24 protein-coding genes are annotated in these 21,821 nt (G+C 73.5%); 3 read left to right on the plus strand and 21 right to left on the minus strand.

Features of this window, described 5'->3' with window-relative positions:
• Positions 1 to 60: 60 nt before the first annotated feature.
• Both ACFXOZ_RS18280 and ACFXOZ_RS18285 read left to right on the plus strand, forming a co-directional pair.
• Entirely contained in the window at positions 61 to 1,137 is a 1,077-nt protein-coding gene (locus ACFXOZ_RS18280; RefSeq protein WP_380591434.1) for an ABC transporter permease, read from the plus strand.
• A gap of 73 nt (positions 1,138 to 1,210) precedes the next feature.
• The gene (locus ACFXOZ_RS18285; RefSeq protein ID WP_380524711.1) at positions 1,211 to 1,894 is read left to right on the plus strand and encodes an ABC transporter ATP-binding protein; all 684 of its coding nucleotides are present in this window, start codon (positions 1,211 to 1,213) and stop codon (positions 1,892 to 1,894) included.
• On the opposite strand, the gene ACFXOZ_RS18290 is transcribed toward ACFXOZ_RS18285, so the two are convergent.
• The 3 genes from ACFXOZ_RS18290 to ACFXOZ_RS18300 form a co-directional block, all read right to left on the minus strand.
• Positions 1,891 to 2,433, minus strand: coding sequence for a Uma2 family endonuclease (locus tag ACFXOZ_RS18290; protein ID WP_375890827.1), 543 nt, complete (start codon positions 2,431 to 2,433; stop codon positions 1,891 to 1,893). The genes ACFXOZ_RS18285 and ACFXOZ_RS18290 overlap by 4 nt on opposite strands.
• A gap of 8 nt (positions 2,434 to 2,441) precedes the next feature.
• The gene (locus ACFXOZ_RS18295) at positions 2,442 to 3,038 is read right to left on the minus strand and encodes a Uma2 family endonuclease (protein ID WP_375890825.1); all 597 of its coding nucleotides are present in this window, start codon (positions 3,036 to 3,038) and stop codon (positions 2,442 to 2,444) included.
• A gap of 101 nt (positions 3,039 to 3,139) precedes the next feature.
• Positions 3,140 to 3,850, minus strand: a complete 711-nt coding sequence (locus ACFXOZ_RS18300) for a GntR family transcriptional regulator (RefSeq protein ID WP_380591438.1) — start codon at positions 3,848 to 3,850, stop codon at positions 3,140 to 3,142.
• Positions 3,851 to 4,047: 197 nt separating this feature from the next.
• Between ACFXOZ_RS18300 and ACFXOZ_RS18305 the strand changes: the two genes are divergently transcribed.
• Positions 4,048 to 4,377, plus strand: a complete 330-nt coding sequence (locus ACFXOZ_RS18305; protein ID WP_375890822.1) for a hypothetical protein — start codon at positions 4,048 to 4,050, stop codon at positions 4,375 to 4,377.
• On the opposite strand, the gene ACFXOZ_RS18310 is transcribed toward ACFXOZ_RS18305, so the two are convergent.
• The 18 genes from ACFXOZ_RS18310 to pafA form a co-directional block, all read right to left on the minus strand.
• The gene (locus ACFXOZ_RS18310; protein ID WP_380591441.1) at positions 4,365 to 5,324 is read right to left on the minus strand and encodes an ornithine cyclodeaminase family protein; all 960 of its coding nucleotides are present in this window, start codon (positions 5,322 to 5,324) and stop codon (positions 4,365 to 4,367) included. The two genes, ACFXOZ_RS18305 and ACFXOZ_RS18310, sit on opposite strands and share 13 nt — an antisense overlap.
• 26 nt (positions 5,325 to 5,350) lie before the next feature.
• Positions 5,351 to 6,376 (minus strand): proline racemase family protein, encoded by a 1,026-nt coding sequence (locus tag ACFXOZ_RS18315; RefSeq protein ID WP_380591444.1) that lies wholly within the window; start codon positions 6,374 to 6,376, stop codon positions 5,351 to 5,353.
• A 77-nt stretch (positions 6,377 to 6,453) separates the two neighbouring features.
• Positions 6,454 to 7,815 carry an aldehyde dehydrogenase family protein gene (locus tag ACFXOZ_RS18320; protein ID WP_380591446.1) on the minus strand — a complete coding sequence of 454 codons (1,362 nt, stop codon included), beginning with the start codon at positions 7,813 to 7,815 and terminating at the stop codon, positions 6,454 to 6,456.
• A gap of 37 nt (positions 7,816 to 7,852) precedes the next feature.
• On the minus strand, positions 7,853 to 8,857 hold the full coding sequence (locus ACFXOZ_RS18325; RefSeq protein ID WP_375890815.1) for a proline racemase family protein: 1,005 nt from the start codon (positions 8,855 to 8,857) through the stop codon (positions 7,853 to 7,855).
• 121 nt (positions 8,858 to 8,978) lie between these two features.
• A complete protein-coding gene (locus ACFXOZ_RS18330) occupies positions 8,979 to 9,914 on the minus strand; it encodes a dihydrodipicolinate synthase family protein (RefSeq protein WP_380403977.1) in 936 nt (311 codons plus the stop codon).
• Positions 9,915 to 9,980: 66 nt separating this feature from the next.
• Positions 9,981 to 11,414, minus strand: a complete 1,434-nt coding sequence (locus ACFXOZ_RS18335; RefSeq protein ID WP_380591448.1) for an FAD-dependent oxidoreductase — start codon at positions 11,412 to 11,414, stop codon at positions 9,981 to 9,983.
• Positions 11,395 to 11,715: a (2Fe-2S)-binding protein gene (locus ACFXOZ_RS18340; RefSeq protein WP_380403980.1), complete on the minus strand. Its 321-nt coding sequence runs from the start codon at positions 11,713 to 11,715 to the stop codon at positions 11,395 to 11,397. Before ACFXOZ_RS18340 ends, ACFXOZ_RS18335 begins: the two co-directional genes overlap by 20 nt.
• 94 nt (positions 11,716 to 11,809) lie before the next feature.
• Positions 11,810 to 12,970, minus strand: coding sequence for an NAD(P)/FAD-dependent oxidoreductase (locus tag ACFXOZ_RS18345; RefSeq protein WP_380591450.1), 1,161 nt, complete (start codon positions 12,968 to 12,970; stop codon positions 11,810 to 11,812).
• Positions 12,971 to 13,114: 144 nt separating this feature from the next.
• Positions 13,115 to 14,008, minus strand: a complete 894-nt coding sequence (gene tatC / locus ACFXOZ_RS18350) for a twin-arginine translocase subunit TatC (RefSeq protein ID WP_375890940.1) — start codon at positions 14,006 to 14,008, stop codon at positions 13,115 to 13,117.
• Between the two features lie 157 nt (positions 14,009 to 14,165).
• Entirely contained in the window at positions 14,166 to 14,453 is a 288-nt protein-coding gene (gene tatA, locus ACFXOZ_RS18355; protein WP_380524703.1) for a Sec-independent protein translocase subunit TatA, read from the minus strand.
• A 190-nt stretch (positions 14,454 to 14,643) separates the two neighbouring features.
• Entirely contained in the window at positions 14,644 to 14,820 is a 177-nt protein-coding gene (locus ACFXOZ_RS18360; RefSeq protein WP_360230298.1) for a hypothetical protein, read from the minus strand.
• 21 nt (positions 14,821 to 14,841) lie between these two features.
• Positions 14,842 to 15,048 carry a hypothetical protein gene (locus ACFXOZ_RS18365; protein ID WP_333493513.1) on the minus strand — a complete coding sequence of 69 codons (207 nt, stop codon included), beginning with the start codon at positions 15,046 to 15,048 and terminating at the stop codon, positions 14,842 to 14,844.
• 27 nt (positions 15,049 to 15,075) lie between these two features.
• Positions 15,076 to 16,032, minus strand: a complete 957-nt coding sequence (locus ACFXOZ_RS18370; RefSeq protein ID WP_375890807.1) for a helix-turn-helix transcriptional regulator — start codon at positions 16,030 to 16,032, stop codon at positions 15,076 to 15,078.
• Complete coding sequence (locus ACFXOZ_RS18375; RefSeq protein WP_375890805.1) at positions 16,029 to 17,009, minus strand: helix-turn-helix transcriptional regulator; 981 nt, start codon at positions 17,007 to 17,009, stop codon at positions 16,029 to 16,031. The genes ACFXOZ_RS18370 and ACFXOZ_RS18375 overlap by 4 nt, the downstream gene beginning before the upstream one ends.
• Before the next feature lie 199 nt (positions 17,010 to 17,208).
• The gene (locus tag ACFXOZ_RS18380; RefSeq protein WP_375890804.1) at positions 17,209 to 17,592 is read right to left on the minus strand and encodes an FKBP-type peptidyl-prolyl cis-trans isomerase; all 384 of its coding nucleotides are present in this window, start codon (positions 17,590 to 17,592) and stop codon (positions 17,209 to 17,211) included.
• A 161-nt stretch (positions 17,593 to 17,753) separates the two neighbouring features.
• The gene (locus tag ACFXOZ_RS18385; RefSeq protein WP_375890802.1) at positions 17,754 to 19,073 is read right to left on the minus strand and encodes an FKBP-type peptidyl-prolyl cis-trans isomerase; all 1,320 of its coding nucleotides are present in this window, start codon (positions 19,071 to 19,073) and stop codon (positions 17,754 to 17,756) included.
• Between the two features lie 217 nt (positions 19,074 to 19,290).
• A complete protein-coding gene (locus ACFXOZ_RS18390) occupies positions 19,291 to 20,280 on the minus strand; it encodes an FKBP-type peptidyl-prolyl cis-trans isomerase (RefSeq protein WP_375890800.1) in 990 nt (329 codons plus the stop codon).
• A 135-nt stretch (positions 20,281 to 20,415) separates the two neighbouring features.
• The gene (gene pafA / locus ACFXOZ_RS18395; RefSeq protein WP_375890798.1) at positions 20,416 to 21,777 is read right to left on the minus strand and encodes a Pup--protein ligase; all 1,362 of its coding nucleotides are present in this window, start codon (positions 21,775 to 21,777) and stop codon (positions 20,416 to 20,418) included.
• Positions 21,778 to 21,821: the final 44 nt, after the last annotated feature.

Below are 21,821 nucleotides of genomic sequence, written 5' to 3' on the forward strand. Positions count from 1 at the left end.
CTTCGATCCAACGCGCCATCCGCCACTCCGTCCACCGCTCCGCCCGCAGAAAGGCCCACCGTGTTCGTCGCCTGGAGGGATCTGGGGTTCGCCAAGGGGCGGTTCGCCCTGATGGGAACCGTCATCGTGCTGATCACCGTCCTGGTCGGCATGCTGTCCGGGCTGACCGCCGGACTCGGCCGGCAGAACATCTCCGCGATCAGCGGGCTGCCCGCCGACCACCTGGTCTTCGGCAAGCCCGCCGACGGCCAGGAACTCAACTTCACCGACTCCCAGGTCACCCCCGACCAGTGGCAGGCCTGGGCGCGCGAGCCCGGCGTCACCTCCGCCCAGCCGCTCGGCATCACCACCACCAAGGCCGCCGCCGGACAGCGCACCGCCGCGCTCTCCGCCTTCGGCGTCCCCGACGGCTCCGACCTGGCCCCGCAGGGCGGCCTGATCGCCCCGGGCAGGGCGGTGCTCTCCCGGACCGCCGCCGAGAAGCTGGGCGGCCTCACGGCCGGCACCGGCTTCACCCTCGCCGGGCACCCGCTGCAGGTGGCCGCCGTCGACGGCGACGCCGCCTACAGCCACACCCCGGTGATCTGGACCAGCCTCGCCGACTGGCAGCAGTTCGCCCCCGGCGGCGCCGGCCACGCGACCGTCATCGCCCTCCACACCGCCGCGGGCGCCGACCTCGCCGCCGCCGACGCCCACCACGGCACCGTGACCCGCACCCGGGACGACGCCCTCGCCGCGATCGGCTCGTACACCTCCGAGAACGGCTCCCTCCAGCTGATGCGCGGCTTCCTGTTCGCCATCTCCGCCCTGGTCATCGGCGCCTTCTTCACCGTCTGGACGATCCAGCGCAGCGGCGACATCGCCGTGCTCAAGGCGCTCGGCGCCTCCACCCGCTACCTGCTGCGCGACGCCCTCGGCCAAGCGGTGCTGCTGCTGGTGCTCGGTACGGCCGTCGGCACCGCGATCGCCCTCGGCGCCGGCTCGCTGATCGGCTCCGCCGTGCCGTTCGTCCTGGACGCCCCGACCCTGCTGCTGCCCGCCGTCGTCATGATCGCCCTCGGCGCGATCGGCGCGGCCCTGTCCATCCGGCGGATCACCTCCGTCGACCCGCTGACCGCCCTGGGGAGCGCCCGTTGAACGAGCGAAGCGAAGTGACCATCGAAAGGTGCGCGTGGGCGAATGCCCCCGCCGAGCGAAGCGAGGCGGGCGCATGAGCTTGGAACTCGACCGCATCACCCTGACCTACCCGGACGGCGACGGCCGGCTCACCGCCCTGGACGACATCTCGCTGACCGTCCCCAAGGGCACCCTCACGGCCGTCGTCGGCCCGTCCGGCTCCGGCAAGTCCAGCCTGCTGGCCGTCGCCGCCACCCTGATCGGCCCGGACACCGGCCGGGTCGTCGTGGACGGCACCGACACCGCGGGCCTCGGCCGCGCCGAACTCACCGCCCTGCGCCGCACCCGGATCGGCATCGTCTTCCAACAGCCCAACCTGCTGCCCTCGTTGACGGCCGCGGAACAGCTCCAGGTGATGGCCCACCTCGACGGCCGCTCCCCCCGCAGCGCCCTCCCCCGCGCCCTGGAACTCCTGGACGCCGTCGGCCTGCGCGACCAGGCCGCCCGCCGCCCGCACCAGCTCTCCGGCGGACAGCGCCAGCGGGTCAACATCGCCCGCGCCCTGATGAACGACCCCACGGTGCTGCTGGTGGACGAGCCCACCAGCGCCCTCGACCACGAACGCGGCGCGGCCGTCCTGGAGTTGATCACCGAACTCACCCACCGCCGGGCGACCGCCACCGTCCTGGTCACCCACGACCGCACCCACCTGACCGCCGTCGACCAGATCGCCGAGGTCCACGACGGCCGCGTGACCATCCCCGCTCCGACCCGTTAGAAGAGGAGGTCGTCCACGCTCAGGGCCACCACCGCGCCGATCGACTCCGGCAAGGTGAACTCCCCCGAGGCGTGGACGGCCTGCTCCCGGTACACGCCGTCCACAGGGTCCGTCATCACCAGGACCCGACGCCCGATCCGGTCCACGACCACGTAGACCGGCACCCCCGCGAGCGCGTAGGCGGCGGGCTTCCTGGTGAGATCGCTGCACAATGCGGCCGAGGTCACCTCCAGCACGAACCGGAAGATCTTCGGGTCGTAGCAGTTGTACGTGACCATGTGATCGTCGCTGTCCGCATCGACGATCGACAGGTCCGGCATCGCGAAGTCATCGGGCCCGGTCGGCAGCCAGATCGCGATCCGTTGGAAAACCTCGGTATCTCCATCGTCCGACCCCGCCGCAGAGCAGGCCCTCCGCACACGGTTCAGAACCCTGGCATGCCGCATGTCCGGCACCGGTTCAACGGACACCTCGCCACCGAGCACCTCCACCCGGCGCCGGGGAAAGCGCTCGAAAAGGGCGTCAGCCAAGTGGAGCACGAAGACGACTACTTCTTGGTCATGAGTACGTCGTCCACCGAGAGCGTCACCGTTGCCCCGATCGACTCGGGCAGCGTGAACGACTGCCCCGGATGGTGTACCGCGTGCACCCGGTACTCGCCGTCCTTGGGGTCGGTGAGCACCATGACCCGCTGGTTCGTCCGGTCCACGATGACGTAGACGGGCACCCCTGCCTCGGCGTACAGCAGAGGCTTGACCTTCAGATCAGTCGTGAAGTTCGACGATGTCACTTCCAGTACAAGACGGAAGACCATCGGGTCATAGCAATTGAGCTCGATCAGGTGTTCTCGGTAGTCGGCATCGACGACACACAGATCCGGAACCGCATAATCGGACGGTCCGCTCGGCAACCACAGACCCATCCCCGGGACCACTCGGGACACATCACCATGGAGCCCCGCCGCCGACAAAGGGATGATCAGGTCGGTGAGCATGTCATTGTGCGGCCCGTCCGGAGGCGGCGTCACCGTGATCTGTCCTCCAAGAACCTCGACCCGGTGCCCCACGAGTCGATCGGAGATCAGCTCTGCGGCTTCGAGCAACGTCACCTGCTCGAAGGGTCCTTCCACTGCGGCGGCGGACATGGAAATCCTCCTGGCTGCCGATGTCGGGACCATCATGGTAGAGCGCGGGCACCCTCCGACGCCCGATCCTCCGCATTCACCCGAACGGGTGGTTTAGCCCCCTACCGAGCCCGGAGCCGCAGGCTCGGGCGCTCCGCCTCGGCCTCCTCGTCCTGGCCCGCCCAGAGCGAGCGGACGTGGCTGAGGTGGCGGGTCATGCAGGCCTCGGCCGCCTCCGCGTCGCCGCTCAGCATCAGGTCGAGCAGCTCGACGTGCTCCTCCGCCGAGGAGACCAGCTGCCCCAGCTCGTCCAGCCGGGTCAGCCCGTACAGCCGGGAGCGCTTGCGCAGGTCGCCGACGACCTCCACCAGCCGGGCGTTGCCGGCCAGCCCGAGCAGGTCGAGGTGGAACTGCCGGTCCGCCTCCAGGTAGCCGATCAGGTCGTGCTTGCGCGCCGCCGCGACGATCGCCTCGGCCTCGGGGCGCAGCCGCTCCAGCTGCTCCTTGGTGGCGGTGCGGGTGACCAGGCCGACGGTGGGGACCTCGATCAGGGCGCGGATGCCGGTGTAGTCGTCGAGGTCGCGCTCGGTGAGTTCGGTGACCCGGAAGCCCTTGTTGCGGACGGCCTCGACCAGGCCCTCCCGGGCGAGGTCGAGCATGGCCTCGCGGACGGGGGTCGCGGAGACACCGAAGTCGGCGGCGAGGGCGGGGGCGGAGTAGACGACGCCGGGGCGCAGTTCGCCGGAGATCAGGGCCGCCCGGAGCGCGTGGGCGACCTGGTCGCGGAGCCGCTCCTGCACGGAGATCAGGGTGCGGGACTTGAGCTCGGCCATGGTGTTCCTCCGGTGGGTGCAGAACACCAGCGTACAATGTCACGTTACGTTGAGCGTGCAACAAGCCGGGAATCCGAACAGCCTGTCACGGTCGCCGCCGCCGACGTTCATGGTGGCAGCGACCACCGGTCGGCACAACGGTCGACGCCACACCGGCGACCGCCGGAACACCCTCGGACGAACGGAGAGACCGGAACGTGGGCATCGAGATCGCCCTGCACGACGGCCGGCCCGGCGCCGGCCGCACCGCCCCCGCCCTGCTGCACCTGTCCACCGGCCACGGCCCGGCCCTCGCCGCCGCCCTGGCCGCGCACACCCGGCCCGCCGACCACCGGCTCGCCCGGATCGACCCGTACGGCGACACCCACTTCAACGAGCAGGACGCGGCCGCCGCCTTCGAGGAGGCCACCGCCCTGCTCGCCCGCTGCACCACCGAACCGCAGCGGGCGGCCGTCCGCGACCTGCGCAACCTGCTCGCCAACTGCGCAGCTATACCGGGGAGTTGGCTCAGCCTCTACGGGGACTGAGGCGACGACGGCGCCCCGGCCCGGTACACCTCCGCCGCCACCGCCAGGTCCTCCCAGGCCATCCCGACGCTCTTGAAGAACCGCGGCCGCCCCTGCGGCAGCAGCGCGTCGCCGCGCAGCAGCTCGGCCAGGTTCCACACCTGCCGCCGCCCGAGCGCGCCCGCCAACAGCAGGTCCCCGGCCTCCCGGGCCGCGACGGCCCGCGCCTCCACGTACAGTTCGGCCCGCCCGACCAGCACCTCGTCCACCTCGCGGGCGTCCGGCTCGTGCGAGCCGACCGCCGCGACGGCCGCGTGGTCGGGCACCAGCACTCCGTCGAACAGCGGGGTGCGCGCGGTCGTGCAGCAGACCACCAGGTCCGCCCGACCGACCGCCTCCGGCCCGCCCACCGAGGCGGTCAGCCCGAGCGCCCGCCCGTACTCGGCCAGCGCGGCCGCCCGTCCGGCGTGCCGCGCCACCACGGTGAGCCGCCGCAGCGGCCGCACGGTGAGCAGCGCGTCCAGGTGCCCGTAGGCCTGCGGCCCGGAGCCGAACACCACCACGTGTTCGGCCTCCGGGACCGCGAGCCGCGCCAGCGCCGCCGCCGTCACGGCGGGCGTGCGCAGGGCGGTGAGGGCCGCGCCGTCCAGCAGCGCCAGCGGCTGGAGCGTCGGCCCGTCCAGCAGCAGGTAGCTGCCGGTGATCCGGGGCAGTCCGCGCGCGGGGTTGGCCGGCGCCACCCCGGCGATCTTCACCCCGGCGTACGGCCCGGCGGCGGCGGGCATCAGCAGCAGCTCGCCGGCGGGCACCGGTACGGCCGACCGGGCGGGCGCCGCCTCCGGGTCGAGCCCGTCCAGCAGCACCCGCTCGATCGCCCGCACCGCCCCGGCGGGCCCGATCCCGCCGGTGCCCGGCACGGCGTACTGGAGCGGCTCAGCCCCCGCGCCGGGCAGCTCATCAGGGGTCACGGCATCGGGGGGCACAGCATCGGGGGTCACAGCGTGAACCCCGGCGCGTCCCCGGGCTCCAGCACGAACAGGTGCTCCCCGGTGCGGTACGCCGTCCCGCCGACCTCGGTGACGACGCCCTCCCCCAGCGGGTCGCCGCCGCCCACCACCCGCCCGGTGAACACGGTGCCGATGACGGACTCGTGCCGCAGCTCCTCGCCCGGCGCGATCCGCCCTTCGGCGGCGAGCACCGCGAGCCGCGCGGAGGTGCCGGAGCCGCACGGCGAGCGGTCGATCTGCCCGTCCGCGAACACCACGACGTTCCGCTGGCTCAACACCCCCTCCTCCGAAGGAAGTTCGTCGTACAGCACGACCCCGTACACCCCGGAGAGCCGCGGGTCGGTCGGGTGCGCGACGGCCTCCGACCCGGCCAGCAGCGCCCTGATCTCCCGCCCCGCGGCGACGAGTTCGGGCAGCAGCCCGGGCTCGACGGCGAGCCCGAGGGCGGCGGCCGGCACCGAGGCGTAGCACGCCCCGGAGTGCGCCACCGCGACCTCGACCGTCCCCCGCGAGGTCTCGACCGGCAGCTTCAAGGCGCTGACCCGGCTCGGCACGTTGCGGAAGGTGACCCCGGTGGTGCGCCCGCCGCTCCGCCGCACCAGCGCGGTGACCCGCCCGGAGGGGACGTCGATCCGCACCCGGGCCACGCCGTCCGCGGGGGCCGGGACCAGCCCGGAGTCCACGGCCCAGGCGCCGAGCGCGATGGTGCCGTGCCCGCAGGCGGTCGAGTAGCCGTCCTTGTGCCAGAACAGCACGCCCAGGTGGGCCTCGTCGTCGTCCGGCGGCACCAGGAACCCGCCGTACATCCCGGCGTGCCCGCGCGGCTCGTGCACCAGCAGCCGCCGGACCTCCTCCAGCGCGCTCGGCCGGGGCGCGGTCGCGCTGCCGCCCGCGCCGATCGCGATGGCCCGCCGCTCGGCGACGCTGTCGCCGGGGATCGGGGGCACGCCGTCCAGCACGATCCGGAACGGCTCGCCGGCCGTGTGGTAGTCGACCGTACGGACGCACAGCACCGGCCCCGGCCCCGCACCCGGCGCCGTCCCGACCCCCGTCCCCGTCCCCGAGCCCGTCCCCGCTGCCCTGCCCGGCATCACAGCCCCCCGCCCGGCAGCACGCTGACCGTCCGGCCGACGGTGTAGAACTCCAGTGCCGCCCGGCCCTGTTCGCGCTCCCCGTGGGCCGCGCCCTTGGCCCCCCCGAACGGCAGGTGGAAGTCGACGCCGCTGGACGGGGCGTTGACCCGGATCATGCCCGCGTCCAGCCGGTCGGCGACGGCCAGCGCCGCGTCCAGGCTCCGGGTGTGCACCGAGGTGGCCAGGCTGTGCGGGGTGTCGTTGGCGAGCGCGACGGCCGCGTCCAGGTCGGCCGCCGCGTGCAGCACCGCGACCGGTCCGAAGAACTCCTCGCGCGCCAGCGGGTGTTGCGGGGGGACGTCGGCGAGCAGGGTCGGCTCGACGTACCAGCCGGCCCGGTCGGGCGCGCACCCGCCGACCAGCACGCTCGCCCCGTCCGCGACGGCCGACTCGACCGCCGCCACCAGCCGCTCCCGCGCGTCGGCGCCGATCACCGGCCCGCAGACCGTGTCGTCCACCGCCGCCAGCGCCTTGACCAGGGCCTCGCGCAGCGGCTCGTACGCCGTCCCGACCGCGATCACCCGGCTGGTCGCCGTGCACTTCTGTCCGGCGTACCCGGCGATCGCGGCCGCGATGTGCCCGGCGGCCAGTTCCACGTCCGCGTCCGGCAGCACCAACGCCGCGTTCAGGCCGCCGAGTTCGGCCTGCACCGGCACCCCGCGCCCGGTGGCGGCCAGGACCACGGCCCGGCCGACGCCGGTGGAGCCGGTGAAGGAGACCACGTCCGCCGCCGCGACCAGCGCCGCCCCCTCCTCCGCGCCGCCGGGCAGCACCGCGAGCACGTCCGGGGGCAGCACGGCCGCGGCCAGCTCGGCCAGCCGCAGCGCGCACGCCGTCGCCTCCGGCGCGGGCTTGAGCACCGCCGTGTTGCCGACCGCCAGCGCCGGAGCGGCCTTCCAACTCGGGATCGCCAGCGGGAAGTTCCACGGCGCGATCAGCCCGGCCACCCCGTGCGGGCGGCGCCGGGTGAACAGCAGGCCCGGCCCGGCGGCGGTCTCGTGCACCGCGCCGGACGGCTCGTACGGCGCCTGGGCGTAGTAGCGCCAGATCGCCGCCGTCCGGGCGACCTCCCCCCGCGCCTCGGCGAGCGGCTTGCCGACCTCGCGCACGATCAGCGCGGCGAGTTCCTCGGCGTGCGCCTCGACCGCCTCGGCGATCCGGCCCAGCGCGGCCGAGCGGGCGCCGGCACCGGCCGCCAGCCAGCCGCCCTGGGCCGCCCGGGCCCGCCCGACGGCGGCCCGCACGGCCTCGGCGCCGGGTGCCTCGACGGCGACCACCAGGTCGGTCGGGTCGGCGGGGTTGTACGAGGTGATGGTCACAACTAGCAGCCCTTCAAAGCGCGTTCGGGAGAGAGCGTCAGAGCAGGAAGCCCGCCGGGAACGGGTCGTCTGGGTCGAGGAAGTACTGGGCGGTGCCGGTGATCCAGGCCCGCCCGGTCACGGTGGGCACCACGGCCGGCCGCCCGGCCACCTCGGTCTCCTCGACCAGCCGCCCGGTGAAGGTGGTCCCGATGAAGGAGTCGTTGCGGAAGTCCCGCCCCAGCGGGAGTTCGCCGCGCGCGTGCAGCTGGGCCATCCGGGCCGAGGTGCCGGTGCCGCAGGGCGATCGGTCGAACCAGCCGGGGTGGATCGCCATCGCGTGCCGGGAGTGCTCGGCGGTGGAGCCGGGGGCGAGCAGCTGGACGTGGTGGCAGCTGTGGATGGAGGGGTCCTCCGGGTGCACCGGCCGGTCGGGGCTCGCGTTGATCGCGTCCATCAGGGCCAGGCCGGCGTCCAGGATGTCCTGCTTGCGCTCGCGCTCGAACGGCAGCCCGAATTCGGCGAGCGGCAGGATGGCGTAGAAGTTGCCCCCGTACGCGAGGTCGTAGCCGATGGTGCCGTGGCCGGGCACCTCGATCTTGCGGTCCAGCGCGACGGAGTACGAGGCGACGTTGCGGATGGTGACGGCCTTGGCCGCGCCGCCCTCCACCCGCACCTCGGCGACCACCAGTCCGGCGGGGGTGTCCAGCCGTACCGTGGTGACCGGCTCGACCACCGGCACCATCCCGGTCTCGACCAGCACGGTGGCGACGCCGATGGTGCCGTGCCCGCACATCGGCAGCAGCCCGGAGACCTCGATGTAGAGCACCCCGAAGTCGGCGTCCGGCCGGGTCGGCGGCTGGAGGATCGCGCCGCTCATCGCGGCGTGCCCGCGCGGCTCGTACATCAGCAGGGTGCGGAAGTGGTCCAGGTGCTGCTGGAAGTGCACCCGGCGTTCGGCCATGGTGGCGCCGGGGATGACGCCGAAGCCCCCGGTGATCACCCGGGTCGGCATGCCCTCGGTGTGCGAGTCGACGGCGTGGAACACGTGACGGCTGCGCATTCCGCACAACTCCTCTGACGAAGCGGTTGGTTGAGGCCGGCTGCCCGCACAGCCGGCCGTACGACGGGTGGTGCCGGTAGTACCAGTGGTGCCGGTGGTGCCGGCCCGTGTCGGGCAGGCCCTACGCCAGCCCCTCCGCGAGGGCCTTCTCGGTGGCCGCACGCACGGCCGCCTCGATCTCCGGCTCCAGCGGCTGCCGCGGCGCCCGGACCGGCCCGCCGGGGCGTCCGGCGATGTCCATGGACAGCTTGATGGCCTGGACGAACTCGGTCTTGGAGTCCCAACGCAGCAGCGAGTGAAGCGACTTGTAGAGCGGCAGCGCGGTCTCCAGGTCGTGCCCGACGGCCGCGCGGTACAGCGCCGCGGACGCCTCGGGCAGCGCGTTCGGGTACCCGGCGATCCAGCCGACGGCCCCGGCCAGCGCCAGCTCCAGCAGCACGTCGTCGGCGCCGATCAGCAGGTCCAGCCCGGGCGCCAGCTCGGCGATCTCGTAGGCCCTGCGGACGTCCCCGCTGAACTCCTTGACCGCCACGATCGAGCCCTCGCCGTGCAGTTGGGCGAGCAGCGCGGGCACCAGGTCGACCTTGGTGTCGATCGGGTTGTTGTACGCGACGACCGGCAGCCCGGCCCGGGCGACCTCCGCGTAGTGCGCCCGCACCGAGGCGTGGTCGGCCCGGTAGGCGTTGGGCGGCAGCAGCAGGACGGAGCCGGCGCCGGCCTCGGCGGCCTGCTCGGCCCAGCGGCGGGACTCGGCGCTGCCGTAGGCGGCGACCCCGGGCATGACCCGGGCGCCGTCGCCGGCCGCCTCGACCGCGACCTCGACGATCCGGGTGCGCTCCTCGGCGGTGAGCGTCTGGTACTCGCCCAGCGAGCCGTTCGGGACGACGCCGTCGCAACCGGACTCGATCAGCCAGCGGACGTGCTCGGCGTAGGCGTCGTAGTCGACGGAGAGGTCCGGGCGCAGCGGGATCGTGGTGGCGACCATGATGCCGCGCCAGGGGCGGGTGGTGTCGTGCGGGGTGATGGACACGTTGGGCTCCTTGGTGAGGTGTGACATTTTATAAACAGTGACAGGCCGGAGACAAGGGTCCCGCCCGAGACGTTCCGACGGATCGGGCCCGGCCTACTCCCCCGGGCCGGCCGCCAGCTGCGAGAGCGGCACCGGGCAGGCCATCGACCGCCGGTCCGCCCCCGGCTCCGCAGCGCCGGACAGGCAGGCCACGGCCGGACCGCACATCCGCCCCTGGCACCAGCCCATCCCCGCCCGGGTGAGCAGCTTGACGGTCCGGGGATCGCCCGCGCCCAGCTCCTCCACCGCTTCCGCGATCCGCGCGACCGGCACCTCCTCGCACCGGCACACGTCGGTGTCCGGCCGCAGCCACCCGGTCCAGCCGGGCCCGGGCCGGTGGGCCGCCGCCATCAGCGCGGCGAACTCCCGCAGCCGGGCCCGGCGGCCCAGCAGCGCCCGCCCGGGCAGCACCCCGGCGACCGCGTGCGCGGCCAGCTCCCCCTCGGCGAGCGCGAGGTCCGCACCGCCGACGCCGTTGGTCTCCCCCGCGGACCACAGGCCCGGGACGGAGGTGCGCAGCCTGGCGTCGACCCGCAGCGCGACCGCGCCGTCCGGCCCGGTGAGGGTGTCCGCGCCGAGTTCGGTGGCCAGGTCGATCTGCGGCAGCAGCCCGTGGCCGACGGCGAGCGCGTCGCAGGCGATCCGCCGCTCGGTGCCGGGCAGCGGCCGCCAGTCGGCGTCCAGTCGGGCCACGGTGACGCCGGTGACCCGGTCCGTCCCGTGCGCCTCGACCACCGCGCTGCGCGGCCGCAGCCGTACGCCGTGCCGCAGCAGCGCGCCGCCGTGCCCGGCGCCCTCGACGAGCTTGGCGGGGACGGCCGCCAGCACGCCGGGGCGCCGGGCGTACCCGAGGTAGCCGCTCGCCTCGACCACCGCCGGGACCTCCGCCCCGGCGGCGACCAGCGAGGAGGCCGCGGCGAGCAGCAGCGGTCCGCTGCCGGCCACCACGATCCGCCGGCCGGGCAGCACCAGCCCGGCCTTGAGCATGGCCTGGGCGCCGCCCGCGGTGACCACCCCGGGCAGCGTCCAGCCGGGGAAGGGCAGTTGGCGCTCGTACGCGCCGGTGGCGAGCAGCACCGCCCCGGCCCGGAGGGTCGCCCGGTCGGCGGCCTGCGGGCCGCGGGTGACGTGCAGGGCGAAGCCGTCGACGGTCCGCTCCAGCGCCCACACCTGGTGCCCGCCGCGGAAGTCGGCCCGCGGGTGGGCTTCGAGCCGCGCGGCCAGCCCGGCGTACACCGGCCAGCGGTGGTGCAGGCGGTCCGGGCGGCTCGCGCCCAGTCCGGGCGCCGGGTGCCGGTAGTACTGCCCGCCGGGCCGGTCCGCGCCGTCCAGCAGGACGCAGCGCAGCCCGAGGTCGGCGGCGGTCACGGCGGCGGCCAGCCCGGCCGGCCCGGCCCCCACCACGACGAGGTCGTAGGCCGACCCGGAGCGCCCGGCCGACCCCGAGCCCTCGGACGACTCGGAACGCTCAGACGGCGAGATCGGCACGACCGTGGCCCTCCTGACTGGTGACGACGGTGCCGGGCTCGGCGGGCAGCAGGCACAGCCGCTGGTTGGCCCGGCCGTCCACGGTGGCCAGGCAGTCGAAGCAGGCGCCGATCCCGCAGAACGCCCCGCGCGGCCGCCCGCCGGTCCGGGTGGTGCGCCAGGCGAGCACGCCGTCGGCCCAGAGCGCGGCGGCGATCGACTGCCCGGGCAGGGCGCGGACGGCCCGCCCGTCGAACTCGATCAGGTGCCCGGGCCCGGGGTCGGCCCCGACCAGCCCGGCAGGGGTTCGGCGACGCGTCACCGGCTTCTCCATTCCGTCGTCCAGCTCATCCGATCCGATCCGTCCACGGCCCGGCCCACACCGACACCCACGCCCGCCACCCCGCCCACGCGCGTCACCCCGCCGGGAACCGGTCGGCCCGGAACGGCGCGAGGTCCAGCTCCGGCCGCTTGCCGGTCAGTTGCTCGGCGATCAGCAGCCCGGTGGCGGGCGCCAGCCCGATCCCGGCCCCCTCGTGCCCGCAGGCGTGGTAGAGCCCCGGCACCCGGGGGTCCTCGCCGATCGCGGGCAGGTGGTCCGGCAGGTAGGGGCGGAAGCCCCGGTAGACGCGCATCACGGTGACGTCCGCGAGCACCGGGAACAGCTCCGCGGCCTGGACGGCGAGCCGGCGCAGCACCTCCTGGGAGAGGGTCCGGTCGAAGCCGACCCGCTCCCGGCTGGCGCCGATCAGCACCGGTCCGCCCGGGGTCCCCTCGACCACGGCGGAGGTCTGCAGATCGGCCGAGCCGCTGGCCACGTCCGCCACGTAGTCGGCGGCGTAGACCTTGTGCCGGACGATCCTGGGCAACGGCTCGGTGACCAGGACGAACCCGCGCCGGGGCAGCACCGGCAGGTGCACCCCCGCCAGCGCGGCCAGTTCGCCGCCCCAGGTGCCGGCGGCGTTGACCACCGCGGGGGCGGCCAGTCGGCGCCGGGCGGTCCGTACGCCGCGCACCGCGCCGTCCGGGCCGCGCTCCACGGCCGTCACGTCCTCCCCGGTGATCAGTTCGGCGCCCGCCCGGCGGGCCTCGCGCAGCAGGTGGGCGGCGGCGAGCGCGGGCTGCACCTGGGCGTCCTGGGGGTAGTGGTAGCCGCCCGCGAGCCCGGGGGCGAGGTGCGGCTCCAGCTCGCGCAGCCGCTCGGCCGGAACCTCCTCGGCGCTCACCCCGGCCGCGGCCTGCCCCGCGGCGAAGGCCCGCAGCGCCTGCTGTCCGGCATCGGTCGAGGAGACCACGACGCCGCCCTTGGGCTCGTACTCCACGGCCGGGCCGAGCTGTTCGGCGAGTTCGCGCCAGAGCCGGGTGCTGAGCAGGGCGAGGTCGAGTTCGGGCCCGGGTTCCTTGTCGGAGACCAGCAGGTTGCCCTCGCCTGCCCCGGTGGTGCCACCGGCGACCGGCCCGCGGTCGACGACGGCGACGGCGAGTCCGGCCCGGGCGGCGTAGTAGGCACAGGCGGCGCCGACGACTCCGGCGCCGACCACGACGACGTCCAGTGGAGGTGTCCAGGTCTTCAGCACGCCAGTAATATGTCACATGCCATCTGCTCTGCCAAGAGTCCCCTGCCCTTCCCCGGAGAGTCCCCCGAGAGTCCCCGGAACGGCGGACGGCCCCGGCCCCCGCACGAAGCGGGAACCGGGGCCGCGGCCCGATCACTCACCGGCTCAGGTGATGTCGTCCATCTGCTCCCGCCGTGCGCCCGGCACCGGAGCGGCGCCCGCCGCCGGCGTCGCCGAGGCCTCGACCGTCTCCGTACCCGCCACCGGCTGCACCGAGAGGTCCACCTCGGAGGCCTCCTCGTCGTCCAGCTCGGCGTCCGGGTCGTTCCGGCGCTTGCGCCGGTCGTTCATGATCGAGATGCCCACCGCGATGAAGTACAGCGCCCAGATCGGCGCGGCCAGCGCCAGCATGCTCAGCGGGTCGGCGCTCGGCGTCGCGAAGGCCGCGAACACCGTGATGCCCATGACCATGCCGCGCCACCAGCCGAGCAGCCGCTTGCCGGTGACCATCCCGACCTGGTTCATCATCACCAGCAGCAGCGGGAACTCGAAGGCGAGGCCGAAGACCAGCACCATCCGGGTCGCGATGTCGAGGTAGTCCTCGGGCGGCAGGATCGGCGTGGTGTTGTTCGGGGTGAACGAGATCAGCACGTCGACCGTGGTCGGCAGCACCAGGATCGCCACGGCCACACCGGCCAGGAACAGCGGCGCCCCGCAGAGCATGAAGACGACCGCGTACTTCTTCTCGTGCCTGTGCAGACCGGGCGCCACGAAGGCCCACACCTGGTACAGCCAGATCGGCACGGTCCCGACCACGCCGGCCGTCAGCGAGACCTTCAACATCCAGGTGAAACCGGCGGTCAGACCGATGTTGGAGACCTGGGCGCACTTGCCGTGGTACTGCCCGGCGGTCTCCACGGTGCAGCGCGGCAGCGGCTGCAGCAGGAAGTCCTCGATCTGCTTGTGGTAGATCGCCGCGATGACGGTGATCACCAGGATCGCCAGGACCGACTTGACCACGCGGTTGCGCAGTTCCCGCAGGTGATCGGCGAGGGCCATCCGCCCCTCAGGATCCTTGGGCGCCTTCTGCGGCGCCTTGGAGAGCTTGCTCAACCCCGGTCCTCAACTCGTGCGTCGAGGCCCGCCGGTCGACGGGCCTCCGTGGTCGCTCGCGGCACCCGTGCCGCGTACCTCGGGTACGTCACGCGCGCCGCGCTCAGTGCGGGCGCTCGCCGCCGGGCACACCCGGGGCGCCGGGCGCCGGCTCGACGATCCGGGCCTCCGGCTGCGCCGAGCCCTGCGCCGAGACCTGCGGCGGCGCGGACGGCCGGACGGCCGACGCACTGCCCTCCGGCTCCTCCTCCGAGCGCATCGCCCTGGCCTCGCTCTTGAGGATCCGCAGCGACTGCCCCAGCGAGCGCGCCAGGTCGGGCAGCCGCTTGGCCCCGAACAGCACGACGGCCACCACCACGACCACCACGATCGCGGTCATCGAGAAGCGCATGCGCCGACCACCTTCAGCATCCGCGGCCCGACAGGCCGCCCGCCGCGGATGGTAACCGCTGCGGATGACGCCCCGACGACGGCCGCCCGAACAGGACAGCGGCCCCGACCGGCAGGACTGGAGCCACTGAGAGCGTAACCCGCCCTCACCTCAGGACAGCAGCCCCCGTACCGCCGATGACCCGGCCGTGCTATCGGGCGGGAACGGCCTCGGCCAGCTCCCCCGCCGCCTCGGCCAGCGCCCGGGACGCCGCGTCCACGCCCTTGGCCAGCGCCCGCACGTCCAGCCAGAGCCGGATCGCGAGGACCCCGAGGACCAGCAGGCCCGCGGTGGCGAGCAGGACGGCGGCGACGAGCATCCAGGACATGCGCCCCACCCTATACGGGGGTCACCCCTCCGCCGGGACGAGCCGCATGGTGCGCACCCCGGCCGCGGTGAGCGCCTCGACGATCTTCTCGCCGGCCGGTTTGCGGACCGCCGCCCCGCAGAGCGGGCAGCCGAAGCTGTAGTGCGCCTGCGCGGGAGTCCGGCCGAGGGTCAGCCGGAACTCCTCGGCCGGGAGCTCGACCTTCTCCCGGCACTGCGAGCAGTACACCTTGAATCTCGTCCCGGGCTCCACCGCTCAGTCCCGCCCCTCCCCGTAGGCGGCCAACGCCTCCCGCGCGGCCGAGCGCGCCTGCTCGGCCGGCTCGGGCGGCGAGACGATCCGGCCGTCCCGGCCCAGCCGCAGCGCCAGCGGGCGCAGCTGGGAGGGGTCGGCGCTGCGCAGGGTGATCCGCAACCCGCCGTCGGGCAGTTCCTCGGCCCGGTCGTGGGTGTAGTACTCGGCGACCCAGCGGCCGCCGGAGGAGACCTCGACCACCACCTCCGGGTCGTCGGCGGCCGGGTTGACCAGCCCGCCGCTGAGGTCGCGCGGCTCGCGCCGGGGCGGGTCGGCCGGGACGTCCAGGACGCGGATCTCGGCGACCCGGTCCAGCCGGAACATCCGGTGGTCCTCCGAGGTGCGGCACCAGGCTTCCAGGTAGGTGTGGCCCTCGGTGAGCAGCCGGATCGGGTCGACCTCGCGCTCGGTCATCCCGCCGCGCCCGTGCGAGTAGTAGCGCAGCCAAAGCCGGCGGCCCTCGCTGAGCGCGCGGTCGATGTCGGCGAAGACGTGGCTCTCGGCCTCGAAGGTCACGCCGACCCGGGCGCTGCCCTCGGCGCTCTCCCCCGCGGCGTTCTCGATCTTGGCGACGGCCCGGGTGAGGGCCTCCCGGTCCCCGGCCCGCAGACCGGGCAGCCCGGCCACCGCCCGGGCGGCCACCAGCAGCGCGGTCGCCTCGTCGGCGGCCAGCCGCAGCGGCTGGGCCACGTCGTCGACGTTGTGCCACCAGATCCGCTCGCCGTCGGTGTCGATGTCGAGCAGGTCACCGCCGCGGAAGCTGGTGCCGCACATCGGCAGCACGTTGAGGTCCGCGATCAGCTCGCGCTCGCTGATCCCGAACGCGCGCGCCACCTCGGCGACCTCGGCCCCGGGCCGCTCGCGCAGGTAGGTGACCAGCGACAGCATCCGTCGCGTCTGGTCGATCGCATTGCTCATGCCCGAACGTCCTCCGTGTCCAGCCCCGCGACCGCCCGCAGCCGGTCGATGACATCCGCCCGCAGCTCCTCCGGGCCGAGCACCAGCACGTCGGGCCCGAACTCCGCGAGGTCGGCGCCCAGCCCGTTGCCGTACGGGATCTCCAGCTCGTCCCAGACCTCGTCGACCCGGGTGCTGCCGAGCGCCTTGGTGCGCAGCGGGAAGCCCGCGCCCCGGCGGACCCGGACGGTCGCGGTGGCGGTGGCCCCCTCACCGGCGAACTTGGCCACGGTGGCCCGGACGTCCACGTGCTCGGGCACGGTGCCCAGGAACGCCCCGCTCCTGGCCTTCACCCTGCCGGTGATCCGGCTGAGCCGGAACACCCGGGCGTCGCCGCGGTCCCGGTCGTACCCGGCCAGGTACCAGTGCCCGCGCCAGCACTCCAGCGCCCACGGCTCGACGCTGCGCTGCTCGACGGCCGCGGCACCGGCCTTGCGGTACTCGAAGGTGACCGGGCGGCGGTCCCGGGCGGCGGTGAGCAGCGGCTCGAACGCGGCCTCCCGGGCGGGGATGCGCGGCTCCAGGGCGGTCCGGCCCTCGGCCTCGGTGAACGGCACCCCGGCCGCGCGCAGCTTCTGCAGCGCGCCGCTGGCCGCGCCGGACATCTTGGCCTGCTGCCAGACCCGGGCGGCCAGGGTCAGCGCGGCCGCCTCCTCGGCGTCCAGCGCGATCTCCGGCAGCCGGTTGCGGTCGGCGCGGGCGAGGTAGCCCAGCTCACCGTCCAGCGTGCTCTCGTCGACGTCGATCACCAGGCCGAGCTCGCGCAGGTCGTCCTTGTCCCGCTCGAACATCCGGTTGAAGGCGTCCTCGCTGCTGTTCTGCCAGGCTTCGCGGTAGGCCTCGATGGATTCCCGCAGCTCCTTCTTGGAGAGCGGACGTCTGGTGTTCATCAGGCACAGGGCGAGATTCATCAGCCGCTCTGCCTTGGCGATCGCCATCGCTGACCCTTCCGGTGTGCCGCGCCGCGCGCGGGGTGCGCCAACCGGGCGATCCCCACCCGGCGGGACCGACCGTACCGGTAGCGGTACGCACTGCAAAAGCCGCGTCCCGCGGCCGGTCCCCGGGAGCCGCCGTCCGGGCCCGGGAACGGCCTCGGGCCGGGCCCCCGAAGGGGTCCGGCCCGAGGTCACAGCAGGCTCAGACGGCCAGCAGGTCGACCACGAAGATCAGGGTCGAACCCGCCGGGATGAGCGGCGACGGCGACTGGTTGCCGTACGCCAGGTGCGACGGGATGGTCAGCTCGCGACGGCCGCCGACCTTCATGCCCTTGACGCCCTGGTCCCAGCCCTTGATGACCCGGCCGCCGCCCAGCGGGAAGCGGAACTCGTTGGGGCTCCGGTTCCAGCTCGCGTCGAACTCCTCGCCGGTCTCGAAGGTCACGCCGACGTAGCGGACGCTGACGTTCTGACCCGGCTTGGCCTCCTCGCCGTCACCGACGACGATGTCGCGGATCTGCAGCTCGGTCGGGGCGTCGCCGATCGGGAAGTCGATCTCGGGCTTCTCGTTCAGGTTCACAGCCATGGTCCCTCTTCTCACGTTCCCAAATTCCCTACACGACCAAGCGGCGGACACCCGTGCCGCGGTCCGTCCGGACCACGGTACGGGCGCCCGCCGCCCGCCGGGACGCGGCCACGCGGCCGCACCCGAAGGTCACACGCGCACCATTGTCCCCGAAAAGTCGATCAGCCCTGACCGGCGTCCAGGATGTCCACCACGAAGACCAGGGTCGCACCGGGCGGGATGTCGCCCTGGCCCTTGTCGCCGTAGCCCAGCGAGGCCGGGATCACCAGCTCGACCCGGCTGCCGACGGTCTGGCCCGTCAGCCCCTGGTCCCAGCCCTGGATGACCTGGCCGCCGCCGACCGCGAAGGAGAACGCCTGGCCCTTGCTGAGCGAGGAGTCGAAGACCTTGCCGTCCTTGGCCAGCGCGCCGGTGTACTGGACGACGACCTTCTCGCCCTTCTCCACCGCCGGCCCGGTGCCCTTGATCAGGACGTGGGTCTTGAGCTCGGTCGGGTCCTTGGCCCCGGCCACCGGGGTGATGTCGGCCGGCTTCTTGCCGTTGTCCTTGACCTGCGGGAAGTCGGCCGGCGGCGGGGTGACGGTGCCGCTGACCACCGCGTCGGGCGCGTTGGCGTTGCGGACGTCGATCACGAAGATCAGGTTGTCCTTCGGGCCGATCGACATGTCCGGCTTGCCCTGGGAGCCGAAGCCGGCCGCCGGCGGGGCCACCACCAGCAGTCGGCTGCCGGCCTTCTTGCCCATCACGGCCTGGTCCAGCGCGGGGATCAGCGCGTCGGTGCCGGCCTGGAAGATCTGCGGCTTGCCCTTGTCGTCGTACGAGCTCGGGATGTCCTTGCCGGTGTTCCAGTCCTTGGCGGTGTAGTCCACCGAGGTCCAGGAGTTCTTGTCCACCTTGGGGCCGTTGCCCTCGGACAGCACCTTCACCACGAAGGAGCCGTCGGAGGCCTCGCCCGGCACCTGGATCTCGGCCTTCTTGCCGAAGTCACCGGTGACGGTCGGCAGCACCTTGGCGCTGTCCTTGATCGGCGGCACCGGCTCGGCGGTCGGCGTGGGCGGCGCGGACTTCGTCGCGTCCGGCTGGGCGGCCGAGGCGGTGTCCTTCGACGAGTCCTTGTTCACCATGTACAGCGTGATGCCGCTGCCGACCAGCAGCACGGCGAGCACCGTGCCGAGGATCACGCCCAGCTTGCCGACGCCGGGCGGGTTCTCGTCGTACCCCGCCTCCGAGCTGTCGGCCTTGCGCACGTTGCTGGCGAAGATCTGCGGGGCCTCGTCGTCGTCCGACTTGGGTCCGGCCGCGCGCGGCTTGTCACCGGGCTGCGCCCAGCCCGCCTGCTGCGCGAGGATCGCCGGGGGCACGACGATCGACTCACGGTCCGCCGTGGCCTGCCCTCCCGGGCGGGAGGCGGCCGGGTCACCCGCAGAGCCGTCGTTCGCCGCGGTGCCGGCCGCGCCCGGGCTCGGCGTCTTCTCAGTCATGACTCCCCATCCATCTCGCCACGAGGTCTTCCAGGTCTGCGCCCGGCGTGGTGAGCGCCGGCCTGCCGCCGTACCCGTCCGCCCCGGACCCCGGCGCCGGGCGGCGCCTGCCACAGTGCGAGGGCAGTATGACAGCTCAGGATGAGGACGGACGCTTTGTTGTACGAGCGTCCGCCCAAGCGTACGGAATCCTCCCGGCGACTTCCTAGAGCGCCCGCTAGACCGCTTCCAGAATGTCGATCACGAAGACCAGCGTGGAGTTCGGCGGCACCGACCCCTGGGCCTGGTCCTTGTAGCCCAGGGCCGGCGGCACCACCAGCAGCACCCGGCTGCCCACGTTCTGCCCCACCAGCCCCTTGTCCCAGCCCTCGATCACGCTGCCGGTGCCGATCTGCACGGCCTGCGCCCCGCCGTGGGTCCAGGAGGCGTCGAACTGCTGCCCGTTGCTCCACAGCACCCCGGTGTACTGCACGATCAGGGTCTGCCCGGTCTTGACCTGCTTGCCCTCGCCCTTGATCAGCACGGCCTGCTGGAGGTCGGCGGGGGCGGCCTGCCCGGCCGGGACGGTGATCCCCGCCGGTGCCTTCCCGTTGTCCTTGACCTGCGGCAGCGTCGCGGCGGGCTGGGTCATGTTGCCGGTCAGCGTGGAGTCCTGCGGCAGCGCCTCCACGATGTCCAGCACGAAGACCACGGTGTCGCCCTTGTTGACGCCCAGCTGGGTGGAGCCCTGCTCGCCGAAGGCGGCCGCCGGCGGGGCCACCACCAGCAGCCGGGTGCCCACCTTCTTGTCGATCACGGTCTGGTCCAGCGCCGGCACCAGCTGCCCGCTGCCGGCCTGGTAGAGCTGGGGCTTGCCGTTGTCGTCGTACGAGCTGGGCAGGTCCTTGCCGGTGGTCCAGTCCTTCGCCGTGTAGTTGACCGTCACCCAGTCGCCCTTGCCGACCGTCGACCGCTCACCGTCCGTCACCGTGTTCACCACGAACTGGCCGCTGGGCTGCTGGCCCTCGGGGATGGTGATGGTGGCCTTGCTGCCGAAACCACCACCCGAAAGAGTGGGCATCGGGGAGGCCTCGCCCACCGGCGCCGGCACCGTCGGGGCCGCGCTCGGGGTGGACGGCGTCGCCGGTCCGGCCGCCTTGGGCGAGCTGCTGCAGGCGACCGCGAGCAGCAGCGGCAGGGTGAGAAGCAAACCGGCGGTGCGGCGCACGGTGGTCCTAACTGTCGGTCGAAGTCGGCTCTCCCGACTCGACGGACAGCGTATGCCCGGCATGCGTCCGGCCCCGGTAGACACCACCGGGGCCGGTCAACGCCGAGGGCACGGCGGTCGGTCACACGCCGACGGTCACATGCCGGCGATCAGCTTCTCCACCCGCTCGTCCACCGAACGGAACGGGTCCTTGCACAGCACGGTGCGCTGCGCCTGGTCGTTCAGCTTGAGGTGCACCCAGTCCACCGTGAAGTCCCGGCGCTGCTCCTGCGCCCGGCGGATGAAGTCCCCGCGCAGCCGGGCCCGGGTGGTCTGCGGCGGGACGGACTTGGCCTCGAAGGTCTTGAGGTCGGTGGTCACCCGCTTCGCCTGGCCCTTGCCCTGGAGCAGGTAGAACAGGCCGCGCCGGCGGTGGATGTCGTGGTACGCGAGGTCGATCTGGGCGACCCGCGGGTTGGACATGCTCATCTCGTGCTTCTCGCGGTAGCGCTCGATGAGCTTGTACTTCATAATCCAGTCGATCTCGGTGGCCACCGTGTCGAGGCGCTCGGTGCGCACCGCCTCCAGGGTGCGGCCCCACAGTTCGAGCACCTGGGCGATGGTGCCGGTGTTGATGCCCTTGCGGTCGGCGAACTCCAGGGCCTTGCTGTAGTACTCCTCCTGGATGTCCAGCGCGCTGGCCTCCCGGCCGTTGGCCAGGCGCACCTGGTGGGTGCCGGTGAGGTCGTGGCTGACCTCGCGGATCGCCCGGATCGGGTTCTCCAGGGTGAGGTCGCGCATCACCACGCCGGCCTCGATCAGCCGCAGCACCAGGTCGGTGGAGCCCACCTTGAGCAGGGTGGTGGTCTCCGACATGTTGGAGTCGCCGACGATCACGTGCAGCCGGCGGTAGCGCTCGGCGTCCGCGTGCGGCTCGTCCCTGGTGTTGATGATCGGGCGGGAGCGGGTGGTGGCGGAGCTGACGCCCTCCCAGATGTGCTCGGCCCGCTGGCTGACGCAGAACACCGCGCCGCGCGGGGTCTGCAGCACCTTGCCCGCGCCGCAGATCAGCTGGCGGGTGACCAGGAAGGGGATGAGCACGTCGGCCAGCCGGGAGAACTCGCCGTGCCGGGCCACCAGGTAGTTCTCGTGGCAGCCGTAGGAGTTGCCGGCCGAGTCGGTGTTGTTCTTGAAGAGGTAGACGTCCCCCGCGATGCCCTCCTCGTGCAGCCGCCGTTCGGCGTCCACCAGGAGTCCTTCGAGGATCCGCTCGCCCGCCTTGTCGTGCGTGACCAGCTCGGTCACGTCGTCGCACTCGGGGGTGGCGTACTCGGGGTGGGAGCCGACGTCGAGGTAGAGCCGGGCGCCGTTGCGCAGGAACACGTTGCTGCTGCGGCCCCAGGAGACGACCCGGCGGAACAGGTACCGCGCGACCTCGTCCGGCGACAGCCGACGCTGCCCGCGGAACGTACAGGTCACGCCGTACTCGTTCTCCAGCCCGAAAATCCGGCGGTCCATGAGCACTCCATTCTCTGTCGGAGCTGTCCGAAACCGCCTCCACG

Source organism: Kitasatospora sp. NPDC059160 (assembly GCF_042755465.1).
Taxonomy (GTDB): Bacteria; Actinomycetota; Actinomycetes; order Streptomycetales; family Streptomycetaceae; genus Kitasatospora.

Bases quoted from the DNA above. Each gene is read 5' to 3' on its own strand.
- ACFXOZ_RS18285 (WP_380524711.1), top strand. From the start codon at position 1,211: ATGAGCTTGGAACTCGACCGCATCACCCTGACCTACCCGGACGGCGAC.
- ACFXOZ_RS18295 (WP_375890825.1), bottom strand. From the start codon at position 3,038: ATGTCCGCCGCCGCAGTGGAAGGACCCTTCGAGCAGGTGACGTTGCTC.
- ACFXOZ_RS18300 (WP_380591438.1), bottom strand. From the start codon at position 3,850: ATGGCCGAGCTCAAGTCCCGCACCCTGATCTCCGTGCAGGAGCGGCTC.
- ACFXOZ_RS18325 (WP_375890815.1), bottom strand. From the start codon at position 8,857: ATGCGCAGCCGTCACGTGTTCCACGCCGTCGACTCGCACACCGAGGGC.
- ACFXOZ_RS18330 (WP_380403977.1), bottom strand. From the start codon at position 9,914: ATGTCACACCTCACCAAGGAGCCCAACGTGTCCATCACCCCGCACGAC.
- tatC (WP_375890940.1), bottom strand. From the start codon at position 14,008: ATGGCCCTCGCCGATCACCTGCGGGAACTGCGCAACCGCGTGGTCAAG.
- tatA (WP_380524703.1), bottom strand. From the start codon at position 14,453: ATGCGCTTCTCGATGACCGCGATCGTGGTGGTCGTGGTGGTGGCCGTC.
- ACFXOZ_RS18360 (WP_360230298.1), bottom strand. From the start codon at position 14,820: ATGTCCTGGATGCTCGTCGCCGCCGTCCTGCTCGCCACCGCGGGCCTG.
- ACFXOZ_RS18370 (WP_375890807.1), bottom strand. From the start codon at position 16,032: ATGAGCAATGCGATCGACCAGACGCGACGGATGCTGTCGCTGGTCACC.
- ACFXOZ_RS18375 (WP_375890805.1), bottom strand. From the start codon at position 17,009: ATGGCGATCGCCAAGGCAGAGCGGCTGATGAATCTCGCCCTGTGCCTG.
- ACFXOZ_RS18380 (WP_375890804.1), bottom strand. From the start codon at position 17,592: ATGGCTGTGAACCTGAACGAGAAGCCCGAGATCGACTTCCCGATCGGC.
- ACFXOZ_RS18385 (WP_375890802.1), bottom strand. From the start codon at position 19,073: ATGACTGAGAAGACGCCGAGCCCGGGCGCGGCCGGCACCGCGGCGAAC.
- pafA (WP_375890798.1), bottom strand. From the start codon at position 21,777: ATGGACCGCCGGATTTTCGGGCTGGAGAACGAGTACGGCGTGACCTGT.